Source organism: Yersinia aldovae ATCC 35236 (assembly GCF_000173735.1).
Lineage (GTDB): Bacteria > Pseudomonadota > Gammaproteobacteria > Enterobacterales > Enterobacteriaceae > Yersinia > Yersinia aldovae.
Map to the genome: position 1 here is coordinate 34,122 of NZ_ACCB01000006.1, position 13,076 is coordinate 47,197.

The window sequence follows — 13,076 nt, forward strand, 5'->3', positions numbered from 1 at the left end:
AGTCATTTTTTGTATGGCAACGATTAAAGATGTGGCCAAACACGCCGGTGTGTCCACCACCACCGTTTCCCACGTTATCAACAAAACGCGTTTCGTCGCCGAAAATACCAAGGTGGCTGTTTGGGCTGCCATTAAAGAACTGCATTATTCGCCCAGTGCTGTGGCCCGTAGTTTGAAAGTGAATCACACCAAATCCATTGGCTTGCTGGCCACGTCTAGCGAAGCACCCTATTTTGCCGAAGTGATCGAGGCGGTCGAAAATAGCTGTTATAGCAAAGGCTATACCCTGATTTTATGTAACTCTCATAATAATCTGGACAAGCAAAAAGCCTATTTAGCGATGCTGGCTCAAAAACGGGTCGATGGATTATTGGTGATGTGTTCCGAATATCCAGAACAACTGTTAGGAATGCTGGAAGATTATCGCAACATCCCGATGGTCGTCATGGATTGGGGGACAACGCGTGGCGATTTTACCGACGCTATCATCGATAATGCCTTTGAAGGCGGCTATTTGGCAGGCCGCTATCTGATTGAACGCGGTCATCGTGATATTGGTGCTATTCCCGGTCAGTTATCCCGTAATACCGGTGGTGGCCGTCATCAGGGTTTTATGAAAGCATTGGAAGAGGCCAGCATCCCGTTACGTGAGGAATGGGTGGTTCAGGGCGATTTTGAACCTGAATCGGGTTATAAAGCCATGCAACAAATCATGTCACAAAAACATCGCCCGACCGCCGTGTTTTGTGGTGGCGACATTATGGCGATGGGGGCTATCTGCGCCGCCAATGAGATGGGCCTGCGGGTGCCACAAGATGTATCTGTGATTGGCTATGACAACGTGCGTAACGCGCGCTACTTCTCACCTGCGCTGACCACTATCCATCAGCCAAAAGAACGTTTAGGTGAAATGGCCTTTACTATGCTGCTTGACCGTATTGTCAGTAAACGGGAAGACCTTCAAACCATTGAAGTACACCCTAAACTGATTGAGCGCAACTCCGTGGCTGACGGCCCATTCCGCGATTACCGCCGTTAATCTGGCCTTCTGCCGGTAGTTATCTGCGCTATCGGCAGCCCGCACTGGGCATTATTCGTTACCGTCTTTCAACCACTCCGCATTTAACGTGACACTGTCACCTAAGTAATCAAGTAACCAGGCGAGTGCCGGTGAGTGATTGTTTTGCTCCCAAGTCAGGCAGCACGGGCTGTCTGGTAGCGGTTCAGTTAGACTTAGCGCCGCCAGCCGCCCCTGCTCAATCAGCGGTGATACCATATGCGCGGGCACCATACCGATACATAATCCTGCACACAGGCAATCGATGCCCGTAGACCAATCCGGAGCCACCAGCCGCTGTTGGTTATCCAGTGTCCAGGTATCTCGCTTGGGCAAATTGCGGGCCGTATCTTCCAAACACAGCGAGGGATAAGGCCGCAATTGTTCATCGCTAAGTGGCCCGGTTAGACCGGCTAAAGGATGATCCACACTGACGACACAGTGCCAGCTAAGAAACCCCATATCGCGAAATACAAAACGCCCACCAACAGGAATGGCACGAGTTGCACCAATCGCCATATCTGCCCGGCCATCCACCAGCGCATCCCAAACACCATTAAATACTTCATAACGCACCCGCAACTCAACATCGGGGAAATTTCGATAAAAATCCAACACTAAGCGGCGACTACGCTGAGGTTTGACAATCTTGTCTACCACGATATTTAACTGCCCGCGCCAACCATTCGCCACTTGCTGGCATTGACGGCGCGTGTCATTCATTTTTTTGATGACATCTCGCGCTTCTTTAATAAAAACCACGCCAGCTTCTGTTAATGCCACATCACGATGGCGTCGTTCAAACAGCGGAACTGCCAGCCACTCTTCCAACTGACGCACAGTATAACTGACCGCAGATGGCACGCGGTGTAACTCCTGAGCTGCGGCACTGAAACTCCCTGTGCGGGCCACCGCATCAACGACATCCAGTGAATATTCAGACCACATTATTTTTCACCTTTTTACACTATTAGTTAGCTTTCAAAATTTTTGATATCATGATGCAAATATTAACGTTTCACAACCCAATATCTCCCCGCTAGAATGCCCACCGCTTTGTTACAACAATTTTTTCACAGTAACTCTATAACTCCTTTTATGACCCCGATGTTTATAGTTGATTTGTTTATAAAGCAGCGGTTTATAACGCGAGTACCTGCAAAATTATAATTTAGCCAACGTAATTGAAGCTGCATGTGGCCCAGCCGGCAGGGTGTTCCTCAAAGATGGGGCGTTATCCCGCTGAACTTACACCGTTCAGTGACGCGGGTAAGCACAAGCCGCGCCGCTGTGGCTTCAAGTACTCAGCATATAAAGAGAAATAAAGAATGAAAACGTCGTCTGGTTTTATGTTCTATCTGGCCGGCCTGAGTATGTTGGGCTATTTGGCCACCGACATGTATCTGCCCGCCTTCGGCGCAATGCAACAAGAGCTGCAAACCTCTGCCAGCGCCATCAGCGCCAGTTTGAGTATCTTCCTCGCCGGTTTTGCGATAGCCCAGCTTATCTGGGGGCCAGTATCAGATACGTTAGGCCGCAAACCGGTGCTGTTAGCTGGCTTGGGATTATTTGCAATTGGTTGTCTGGGGATTTTGTGGGTTGAAAATGCCACCCAATTATTGATTCTGCGCTTTATTCAGGCAATAGGCGTGTGTTCTGCTGCCGTGAGCTGGCAGGCTCTGGTGGTGGATCGCTATCGCGATGGCAAAGCCAACCGCGTATTTGCCACTATCATGCCATTAGTGGCACTCTCTCCCGCGCTGGCCCCGATGCTCGGTGCATGGTTATTAAACCACTTCAGTTGGCGCTCAATTTTTGTGGTATTACTGGCCGTCACATTACTGCTCCTTATTCCAACGGCGCGGCTCAAAGAACGAAAAAAAACCACCGAGGATAACGCGGCGCGCATCAGCGCTAAAATCAGTTTTTGGCAGTTGCTAAAATCCCCGACCTACAGTGGCAATGTGATGATGTTTGCCGCCTGTAGTGCCGGTTTCTTTGCCTGGTTAACCGGTTCACCTTTTATTCTGGGTGATATGGGTTATAGCCCGAATGTTATTGGTTTGAGTTATGTTCCGCAGACCTTGGCCTTCCTGCTCGGTGGGTTTGGTTGCCGCAGTGCGCTGGCTCGAATCAAGGGCAACACCCTACTGCCGTGGCTGTTGCTGGGCTATGCCGCAAGCATGGTTGCCCTGTATCTGATAGCAACACTGACTGAGCCGACACTGATCACATTGCTTATTCCGTTCTGCATAATGGCGCTAGTGAATGGTGCCTGCTACCCTATTATCGTAGCAAATGCATTAATGCCGTTTCCGGCCAACACAGGTAAAGCCGCCGCGTTGCAAAACACACTTCAGCTCGGCTTATGTTTTGTCGCCAGTATGTTGGTTTCGGCCTATATCAGCCAGCCATTGTTGGCAACCGTTACGGTAATGTTATCAACCGTCGTGTTAGCCGCTTTAGGTTATGGCACTCATTGCTACGCATTGCGCAAAGAAAAAAGCCATACTAGTGCTGTTGACCATGATTACGTAGAGTCATAATTTTCAATAGAAATAGTCACTAATGAACATGCGAGCCGGGAATGATTTATAATTGAGAATGCATCCCGGCAAGCCTATACTCGACTCAATAAACAACATTATCATTAAAAAAAGCATTATCTTAAGCTCTTTCTGTGTGCGTGGATCGCGCCACTTTTACACTTATGGATGAGTCGCCCTAAAACAAAACGTAATAGGGTTTCTTATTAATCTTCCTCTTTTACTCAACGTAATGGGGTTGCAGCCAGGCAAATAACAAACCGATAAACGGGTTTGAACAGTATTTATGCCAGCCCACAGAATGGGCCTCTCAGAGGTTCATTTAGCCCAATGAGCTTACTCAAGTAAGTGATTTGAGTCAGTGAGCGCCAAAAACATCGCTGCAACTTCAAGTACCAAGGGTATATCCGTAATGGATACCAGACACCAAACACTATTGGTATGTCTCTGCGCATATAGATCTTGTCGCGGGTCATAAGTCAGAAGAAAGTGATGGAGAAGCTATGAGTACATCCTGTATAGAAGACCAACGTATTCAAGAAAGCCCTTGGTATCGTATTGTACACGAGATGCTGAGTCGGGCTGATATTGAAATCAATGGTTCGCGCCCTTTCGACATTCGCGTTAATAATCCGAATTTTTTCAAACGGATATTGGAAGAAGGATCTTTGGCATTAGGTGAAAGTTATATGGATGGCTGGTGGGAATGTGATCGTCTGGATATTTTCTTCCAGCGTGTTCTCCAGGCGGGTTTAGAACATCAACTTCCACACCATTTCAAAGATACTTTACGCATTGTGGCCGCCCGAATTATCAATCTACAATCAAAGAAAAGAGCCTGGATTGTTGGCAAGGAACATTACGACTTAGGTAATGATCTTTTCACGCAAATGCTCGATAGCAATATGCAATATTCTTGCGCCTACTGGAAAGAAGCCACCACGCTCGAACAAGCCCAGGAAAACAAGCTGCGCATGATTTGCGATAAGCTCCAGTTAGCGCCGGGAATGAAACTGTTGGATATCGGTTGTGGCTGGGGTGGGCTGGCGGCATTTGCTGCACGTCACTATGGCGTGTCAGTCTCCGGCGTGACTATTTCTGCGGAACAGCAAAAACTGGCGCAAGAACGCGGTGAAGGGCTGGATGTCACTATTTTGCTGCAAGATTACCGTGACTTGAATGAGCAGTTTGATCGTATCGTTTCTGTCGGCATGTTTGAGCATGTGGGGCCGAAGAATTATCGCACGTACTTTAATGTGGTAAAGCGTAATTTAAAACCTGACGGACTGTTTTTGCTGCACACCATTGGCGCTAACCGCACCGACTTACATGTCGATCCGTGGATCAATAAATATATATTCCCCAATGGCTGTCTGCCATCGGTAAAACATATTGCTCAAGCCAGTGAGCCTTATTTCATCATGGAGGACTGGCATAACTTTGGGGCAGATTATGACCGAACATTAATGGCATGGTATGAACGTTTCCAGGCGGCGCGGCCGACGCTGGCGGAGAATTACTCATCACGTTTTCACAGAATGTTCAGTTATTATTTAACTGCCTGTGCTGGCGCATTTCGTGCGCGTGACATCCAGTTATGGCAGGTAGTTTTCAGCCCGAATGGGGTGGATGGCGGTATTCGCGTACCGCGTTGAAACCCCAAGACACCTAAACGGTTGATAGGACAGGTGTACACCATGACCCTGTCCTGCGTTTATTCATATGCCGTCAGGTTACCCGCGCACGGCCTTATCAACCACCGTTGCGGCATGGGCAATATCACGTTGCGCTAATACCCGCTCCACCGTGTCCACAACAGCCTGTGTTTGTGGGTCTATTTCAATATTAACCCGATGCCCCAGGCGTTTCTTCCCAAGCGTGGTACGTTGCAACGTTTCTGGAATCAAATGCACACAAAAACGGTTACCGACCACTTCACCGATGGTCAGACTAATACCATCGATACCGATAAAACCTTTGTGTAAGACATATTTCATTAAATCGTCGCTTGGCATACGGAACCAGATCTGGCGATTATTTTCCGATGTATATATCTTGGCTATTTCAGCAGTACAAATAATATGGCCGGACATCAAGTGACCGCCAATCTCATCGCTGAATTTAGCCGCCCGCTCCAAATTAACCACATCGCCGACCTTAATATCACCTAAATTGGTAATACGCAGCGTTTCTTTCATTAAATCGAAACTGATCCGGTTCCCATCAATCTCAGTCACCGTCAGACAACAACCATTATGCGCAACCGATGCGCCCAACGCCAATGCGGGCAACATTTCATCTGGAAGTTCAACGATATGCGTGCGAAAATTGGATTTCTCTTCGATGGCCACCACCGGCGCGGTGCCTTGAACAATACCGGTAAACATACGCCATGCCTCTTAGCTATGATAAAAATTTTCTCTGCCTTGATTTTGCCTCAGAAAGTCGTGAAAACCAAACCACTTAGACTAAAAATCTGTCGTCTTGCTATTTATCCGATATTTAATGACAAGGATTGCTTAAGCGTCCTGAAAAGGTACAATCTTTTATACTCTAGAGTATTATGTTTTCCCGCTATTTTATTTATCGTCCATTACACGATAAATTGTCGTTATTGAAATTATAACTAGGTTATATCCCAGTAGCTTCAAGATGCAGGCAGGCGGCAACCGAGTGACAAATTGGTTGTAAACCATGCTGAACAACGCCTGCGCTGGCCTGTAGGGTGAGTAAGGGTAGCCCCCGCATCTTGAAGCACGTCGGGTAAAAAAAGGTGCATACGTGCAGAAGTATATCGTAGAAGCGCGTAGCTTATTGGCTCTCGCTATTCCCGTCGTCATCGCTCAATTGTCGCAAACGGCAATGGGCGTGGTTGACACTATTATGGCCGGTTCTGTCAGCGCGACCGACATGGCGGCAGTAGCGGTTGGGACGTCAATCTGGCTGCCCGCTATTTTGTTTGGCCACGGTTTGCTGCTGGCGCTAACACCAACGGTTGCCCAGCTAAATGGCTCCGGGCGGCGCGATCAGATAGCGCACCAGGTGCGGCAAGGGTTTTGGCTGGCATTCTGTGTCTCGCTGTTGATTATGTTTGTAATCTATAATAGCGACCACATTATTATGCGAATGCATAATATCGATCCGGTGCTGGCAGATAAAGCGGTTAGATTCCTTCATGCCATCATGTGGGGTGCGCCGGGATATCTATTCTTCCAGGTGCTACGAAATCAATGTGAGGGGTTATCTAAAACCAAACCGGGGATGGTTATCGGATTTATTGGTTTATTAGTTAATATTCCAATTAACTATGTCTTTATCTACGGGAAATTCGGCGCACCCGCGCTGGGCGGTGTCGGTTGTGGTGTCGCGACCGGCACGGTGTATTGGGTGATGTTCCTGATGATGCGTTGGTATGTGACCCGCGCCCGTTCGCAGCAAGATATTAAACTGGAAAAAGGCTTTGCCGCACCTGACTGGAAAGTCATGAAACGGCTGGGCGGCCTTGGTTTACCGGTGGCACTGGCACTGTTTTTTGAAGTGACCTTGTTTGCCGTCGTGGCATTGCTCGTCTCACCACTGGGCATAGCGGCTGTCGCAGGGCACCAGATTGCGCTCAACTTTAGTTCGTTGATGTTTATGTTACCGATGTCGTTAAGCGTAGCCGCCACCATTCGCGTGGGGTTCCGCCTCGGCGAAGGTTCGGTTGAAAATGCCAAAGTGGCGGCTTACACCAGTATCGCGGTTGGCCTAATGTTGGCCTGCGTGACCGCAGTATTTACTGTAATTTTCCGCGAACACATTGCCCTGCTGTATAACAAAACGCCTGAAGTGGTCATGATGGCATCTCACCTGATGCTTCTGGCGGCGCTCTATCAACTGTCTGACGCTATCCAGGTTATTGGCGGCGGGGTGTTGCGTGGGTATAAAGATACCCGTTCGATCTTCTTTATCACGTTTACCGCGTACTGGTTGCTCGGCTTGCCAACCGGCTATTTGCTGGGGCTGACCGATTATGTGGTACCGGCGATGGGGCCAAGTGGTTTCTGGATTGGTTTCGTTATCGGCTTAACCTCGGCGGCAATTTTGATGGCAATGCGCATCAATTGGTTACAAAAACAACCGGCTGCCTTTATTTTGCAAAAATCTGCGCACTAAGTTCTTATCAATGGCACACATAAGTCGCAGGTGTTCAGGCGGCTCATGCCAGATATAGCGCTAGAATATGGAGAAAAAAACAGCGCAATGGATAAAAGCACAGCAATTACGTGAGTTTGCGGCGAATATTGCGTTTTTCCCCTTGCCAGCAGACAAGCAGCTCGTTAATATTCGTCCCCGCTGTCAGCATTGATGGTGGCTAGTCTGGCGCAGTTGGTAACGCTACAGCTTGAAGTAACAAGGGTTGCATGTGCGTCCGTAGCTCAGTTGGTTAGAGCACCACCTTGACATGGTGGGGGTCGATGGTTCGAGTCCATTCGGACGCACCACTTTTAGCACCCGAGCAGTAAGATTCACAGCGATTTAGTTTTATAGCCAATGTCAGTAGAGTTGCAGCAAACAACGCTGTGACGTCAAGTAAGCAGGGCAATGTGCGTCCGTAGCTCAGTTGGTTAGAGCACCACCTTGACATGGTGGGGGTCGATGGTTCGAGTCCATTCGGACGCACCACTCTGGCAAATCTCAGTCATTCTCGCGTTATAGTCCGGTATGCGTTCTTAGCTCAGTTGGTTAGAGCACCACCTTGACATGGTGGGGGTCGATGGTTCGAGTCCATTAGAACGCACCACGCTGTCGCTTCACCCCCTTAGTCTATCCCGATCAACCCTTTTCATCACCCAGACAATATGACCCGCCACGGCTCTTCGCCCTGTTTTACTTGTTAAAATGTTAAAAACTTTTTCAGTTGCGCAACAAAACCATGTTTAATTTCACTGTTTGCGCTACTAACCTCGCGTTTTTAGAAAAAACGGCAATGAGTTTCTGTTTTCTATTTCATTTCCCGTCACTTACCGCTTATAATACGAACCGTCGTTTCAGTTGAATGGTTTCAGCATCTTGATCTGCCGATACGCTAGAAAAATACAACTCACATTTACGCCATCGGATACCGATCATGCGTTTAGCCTCGTGCTAAAGTTTTCCGCTCAACTTCTGCAACTGTCATCTATCCTTAGTAATGTTTTGCTTCTCATTAACGTTTCGCTACACCAGACACCAATCAGATTTCACTCCGTTGCTGTAACTAACGGAACTTTCGCTTTTTATCCATCACAACTTGTAGAAAAAATCCGTCATGAAAAAGACTAAAATTGTTTGTACTATCGGTCCAAAAACCGAATCCGAAGAAATGCTGACCAACTTGTTGAACGCTGGCATGAACGTTATGCGTTTAAACTTCTCCCACGGTGACTACCAAGAGCACGGTCAACGTATCAAGAACCTGCGCGCTGTTATGGCAAAAACCAATAGCAAAGCCGCTATCCTGCTGGATACCAAAGGTCCTGAAATCCGCACCATGAAACTGGAAGGCGGCAAAGATGCGGCTCTGGTTGCCGGTCAGACGTTCACTTTCACCACTGACCAAAGCGTTATTGGCAACAACAACATCGTTGCCGTAACGTATCCAGGCTTCGCGGCTGACCTGAAAATTGGCAACACCGTACTGGTTGACGATGGCTTGATCGGCATGGAAGTGACTGAAGTCACTGAAAGCACTGTGGTATGTAAAGTGCTGAATAACGGTGATTTGGGCGAAAACAAAGGCGTTAACCTGCCAGGCGTTTCTATCCAACTGCCTGCATTAGCTGAAAAAGATAAAGCTGACCTGATCTTTGGTTGCGAGCAAGGCGTTGATTTCGTTGCGGCATCCTTTATCCGTAAACGCTCCGACGTGCTGGAAATTCGTGAACACCTGAAAGCACACGGTGGCGGCAATATCCAGATTATTTCTAAAATCGAGAATCAGGAAGGTCTGAATAACTTCGACGAAATCCTGGAAGCGTCTGACGGCATCATGGTTGCTCGTGGTGACTTGGGTGTTGAGATCCCGGTTGAAGAGGTTATCTTCGCGCAGAAAATGATGATTGAGAAATGTAACCGCGCACGTAAAGTTGTTATCACCGCAACCCAGATGCTCGATTCAATGATCAAAAACCCGCGCCCTACCCGTGCAGAAGCCGGTGACGTTGCTAACGCCATTTTGGACGGTACAGATGCTGTGATGCTGTCTGGCGAAAGTGCCAAGGGTAAGTACCCATTAGAGTCGGTCACCATCATGGCGACCATCTGTGAGCGTACAGACCGCATTATGCCAAGCCGCATCGAAACACTGAACGACAACCGTAAAATGCGCATCACCGAAGCGGTGTGCCGTGGTGCCGTTGAAACCGCAGAAAAACTGGAAGCGCAGTTGATCGTGGTGGCGACCGAAGGCGGTAAATCAGCAAAATCAGTGCGTAAATACTTCCCAACCGCCACCATTTTGGCGCTGACGACCAATGCAACCACAGCCCGTCAGTTAATTCTGACCAAAGGTGTGGTCACGCATTTGGTTGATAAAATGACCTCAACAGATGATTTCTACCGTATCGGTAAAGAAGCCGCGCTGGCGAGTGGTTTCGCCCAGAAAGGCGAAGTTGTGGTGATGGTTTCCGGTGCTCTGGTACCTAGTGGCACCACTAATACGGCTTCCGTACACGTATTGTAAGCCCGGCACGTTATCTCGGGTGACAATTAGCAACGCCGCTTTCAATAGCGGCGTTTTCTTTTTTAAATGTGCCAAATAAACTTTCTGAAAAATTCTGTTTATCGTAAGCGCGCTAAAGGTCTTTTTTCAAATAAGACTTATCCCATAGAATCCGGCTGTTTTGCCTCGTTTTTTTAACTTTTCTTTAAAACAAGATGCTTCTTTGAGCGAACGATCAAAATAAACCCCTCTAACACTAAAAATTTATTCTCTTTCGAAAAAACTTTGTGTAATACTTGTAACGCTACATGGAGATTAACTTAATCTAGAGGGTGTTAATAATGAATCGTACTAAACTTGTACTGGGCGCGGTAATTCTGGCTTCAACTATGCTGGCTGGTTGTTCAAGCAATGCTAAAATCGACCAACTGTCTTCTGACGTTCAAACTCTGAACGCTAAAGTTGACCAACTGAGCAACGACGTGAACGCAATCCGTTCTGACGTTCAAGCAGCTAAAGACGATGCAGCACGTGCTAACCAACGTCTGGACAACCAAGCTCACGCTTACAAGAAGTAATATTACTTCCTGAATGAAAAATGGCGCACAGTGTGCGCCATTTTTTTGTCTTACAGAAACAGAAATGAATTCAACCTTCCCTGCGACAACACCAACGCTTCTTGCACTGACTCATCACAACAGCACCTTGCCACACAGTGACAGCATCCTTGCTCTCACCCATGTGGTATTGTCATGACCGAAACGCCATCATGACAACCGGTTATCTAATAATCAGTTCGCAACGGAGTAAACCGGGCCTGGCTGAGTCAGCTGAGGTACGTCACCGTCAGTCGGTGGTGCCGGTTGTGCCTGAGGCTCGCTCTGTGACGCTACAGCAGCCGGTGCCTGCAAAGGTGCTGCCTCACCTACCGTAACGATGATAGGCATACCTGTGCGGCGTACAATTGCATCCTGAACGACTTGTGCATCAGTCTGGCTGTCGTTGATGAACTTCTGCAAACTGCTGCTAATGGCAATTGACATGGTCTGCGGGTCATCACTGTCTACACGAGACAACGGCTGATGAACCTCCACATAACGCTTACCATCAGGTTCTACCGAGTATTTAACCGGCTCGTTGACTATCTGCACGCGAGTACCTTTAGGTACTGTACTAAACAGCGCCTGGATATCATCAGGGCGCAGACGAATACAACCGGAGCTGACACGCATCCCAATACCGAAGTTAGCGTTAGTACCGTGGATCAGGTACTCACCCCTGCCCGCAGCCAGACGCATGGCAAACAGCCCCATCGGGTTTTCCGGGCCAGCAGGAACCACTGACGGCAAGGTGACACCTTGTGCCAGATAGTGCTTACGAATGTTCGCCGTTGGCGTCCAGGTTGGGTTCGGGATCTTCTGGCTGACAGAGGTGGTCATGGTTGGGGTGTTACGCCCTAACTGGCCGATACCGATGGGATAGACGATGACTTTGTTCTGGCCTTTCGGATAGTAATAAAGGCGCAGCTCAGCCAGGTTGATAACAATACCTTCACGCGGGGTATCAGGCAGCAACATCTGGGTCGGGATAGTTAACACTGAACCCGGCATTGGCAAATACGGGTCAGTACCCGGGTTGGCTTCCAGCATCCCCAGCAGGCCGATTTTATAATCAGCAGCAATAGCCTCAAGTGGACGACCATCGTTTGGCACGATATAAGTAGTATTTTCGCCAATCAGACGACTGTTGGCGGGTGGCAGAGGATACTCGGTCGCATTGGCAGCAGTGATACTTCCCGCCATACAAGTTGCGAATAACATACCAATCAAAGTTAATGCACGTTTCATGCTTAGTTCCTACATCACTTCTTCAAATTCGGTTTACACGGCAATACCCAATAGATTTCAAGTTGCAGGAAGGCGGCAAGCAAGCGACTCCCGTGTGCTTACACAAGTAAGTGATTCGGGTGAACGAGAGCAGCCAACACACCTTTAGTTTGAAAGATGACGGGTATATCTACGTTAATTTTAGCAGCCAATTATAAGGCCACCATATAGTAACACCCCTTATTATAAAGGCAATTTATTTCTCTAAAAATCAAGGTGTTACCAAGTAATTTATTACGCACCCACCGGTGTCGCTGCCGATTTAAGCTGCTGAAATCTCACCATTTTACAACTGTGACTCATAACGCAAAATGGTCAGTTAGCCCTGAATAAAGCACGAAATATTGGCTGCTATTGCGTGGCCAATAACCCAGCCGCTTTGCTACGAATAGCGCGGATCATCGCTTCCAACCCTTGTGAGCGGGAAGGCGTCAGATGCTGGCTCAAGGCCAGATCCGCAAAGAAGGGACGCACATCGAGGGAAACGATCTGTTGCGGGGTTAAATCGTGATAAAGGATAAACACCACGGCCACCAGCCCCTTGACGATAGCGGCGTCACTGTCGCCGGCAAATACCACCAGCCCCTCCTCTGAAAGGGTCATGGCTATCCAGACCTGGCTTTGGCAGCCTGAGATCAAATTGTCCGCCTGGCGCTGTTGTTCTGTTAGCGGCGCGAGCTGCCCTCCCAGCTCGATCACATACAAGTATTTCTCTTCCCAATTCAAGCAACGGGAGAAGTTACGAATCAACTTATCTTTCTCTGGCAAACCAGCCATAACATGCTTCCTAAATAAACCCCTATGCCCTTGAAGCCACAGAGGTGTTAGCTACGCTCACAAATCCAAATCACTGACACACATAAGCTCATCGGTATAAATCAGCCTCAAGGAGGCTCACCCGATGG

The 13,076-nt window shown here is 48.3% G+C and carries 11 protein-coding genes and 3 tRNA genes; 10 read left to right on the forward strand and 4 right to left on the reverse strand.

What is annotated here, in order from left to right:
* Positions 1 to 13: 13 nt before the first annotated feature.
* Entirely contained in the window at positions 14 to 1,039 is a 1,026-nt protein-coding gene (purR, locus tag YALDO0001_RS04265; protein ID WP_004700241.1) for an HTH-type transcriptional repressor PurR, read from the forward strand.
* A 51-nt stretch (positions 1,040 to 1,090) separates the two neighbouring features.
* On the opposite strand, the gene punR is transcribed toward purR, so the two are convergent.
* The gene (gene punR / locus YALDO0001_RS04270) at positions 1,091 to 2,005 is read right to left on the reverse strand and encodes a DNA-binding transcriptional activator PunR (protein WP_004700243.1); all 915 of its coding nucleotides are present in this window, start codon (positions 2,003 to 2,005) and stop codon (positions 1,091 to 1,093) included.
* A 380-nt stretch (positions 2,006 to 2,385) separates the two neighbouring features.
* On the opposite strand from punR, the gene punC reads away from it, so the two are divergent.
* Both punC and cfa read left to right on the forward strand, forming a co-directional pair.
* The gene (punC, locus tag YALDO0001_RS04275) at positions 2,386 to 3,603 is read left to right on the forward strand and encodes a purine nucleoside transporter PunC (RefSeq protein ID WP_042839396.1); all 1,218 of its coding nucleotides are present in this window, start codon (positions 2,386 to 2,388) and stop codon (positions 3,601 to 3,603) included.
* A gap of 503 nt (positions 3,604 to 4,106) precedes the next feature.
* Positions 4,107 to 5,258 carry a cyclopropane fatty acyl phospholipid synthase gene (cfa, locus tag YALDO0001_RS04280; protein ID WP_042839397.1) on the forward strand — a complete coding sequence of 384 codons (1,152 nt, stop codon included), beginning with the start codon at positions 4,107 to 4,109 and terminating at the stop codon, positions 5,256 to 5,258.
* Positions 5,259 to 5,336: 78 nt separating this feature from the next.
* Here cfa and YALDO0001_RS04285 read toward each other — a convergent pair whose 3' ends face one another.
* A complete protein-coding gene (locus YALDO0001_RS04285; protein ID WP_004700247.1) occupies positions 5,337 to 5,990 on the reverse strand; it encodes a riboflavin synthase in 654 nt (217 codons plus the stop codon).
* 394 nt (positions 5,991 to 6,384) lie between these two features.
* On the opposite strand from YALDO0001_RS04285, the gene YALDO0001_RS04290 reads away from it, so the two are divergent.
* The 7 genes from YALDO0001_RS04290 to YALDO0001_RS04315 all read left to right on the forward strand — a co-directional run bounded on the left by YALDO0001_RS04290 (position 6,385) and on the right by YALDO0001_RS04315 (position 10,863).
* Positions 6,385 to 7,758 carry an MATE family efflux transporter gene (locus tag YALDO0001_RS04290; RefSeq protein ID WP_004700248.1) on the forward strand — a complete coding sequence of 458 codons (1,374 nt, stop codon included), beginning with the start codon at positions 6,385 to 6,387 and terminating at the stop codon, positions 7,756 to 7,758.
* 67 nt (positions 7,759 to 7,825) lie between these two features.
* A complete protein-coding gene (locus YALDO0001_RS22180) occupies positions 7,826 to 7,951 on the forward strand; it encodes a hypothetical protein (RefSeq protein WP_004700251.1) in 126 nt (41 codons plus the stop codon).
* Between the two features lie 59 nt (positions 7,952 to 8,010).
* A tRNA-Val gene (locus YALDO0001_RS04295) sits at positions 8,011 to 8,087 on the forward strand.
* Positions 8,088 to 8,191: 104 nt separating this feature from the next.
* A tRNA-Val gene (locus YALDO0001_RS04300) sits at positions 8,192 to 8,268 on the forward strand.
* A 41-nt stretch (positions 8,269 to 8,309) separates the two neighbouring features.
* A tRNA-Val gene (locus tag YALDO0001_RS04305) sits at positions 8,310 to 8,386 on the forward strand.
* A 507-nt stretch (positions 8,387 to 8,893) separates the two neighbouring features.
* A complete protein-coding gene (pykF, locus tag YALDO0001_RS04310; protein WP_004700252.1) occupies positions 8,894 to 10,306 on the forward strand; it encodes a pyruvate kinase PykF in 1,413 nt (470 codons plus the stop codon).
* Positions 10,307 to 10,626: 320 nt separating this feature from the next.
* Positions 10,627 to 10,863 carry a major outer membrane lipoprotein gene (locus tag YALDO0001_RS04315; protein ID WP_005165631.1) on the forward strand — a complete coding sequence of 79 codons (237 nt, stop codon included), beginning with the start codon at positions 10,627 to 10,629 and terminating at the stop codon, positions 10,861 to 10,863.
* A 213-nt stretch (positions 10,864 to 11,076) separates the two neighbouring features.
* Here YALDO0001_RS04315 and YALDO0001_RS04320 read toward each other — a convergent pair whose 3' ends face one another.
* Together YALDO0001_RS04320 and sufE are read right to left on the reverse strand one after the other, a co-directional pair.
* On the reverse strand, positions 11,077 to 12,132 hold the full coding sequence (locus tag YALDO0001_RS04320; RefSeq protein ID WP_004700258.1) for a L,D-transpeptidase family protein: 1,056 nt from the start codon (positions 12,130 to 12,132) through the stop codon (positions 11,077 to 11,079).
* A 390-nt stretch (positions 12,133 to 12,522) separates the two neighbouring features.
* Positions 12,523 to 12,948 carry a cysteine desulfuration protein SufE gene (gene sufE / locus YALDO0001_RS04325; protein WP_004700259.1) on the reverse strand — a complete coding sequence of 142 codons (426 nt, stop codon included), beginning with the start codon at positions 12,946 to 12,948 and terminating at the stop codon, positions 12,523 to 12,525.
* Positions 12,949 to 13,076 lie beyond the last annotated feature (128 nt).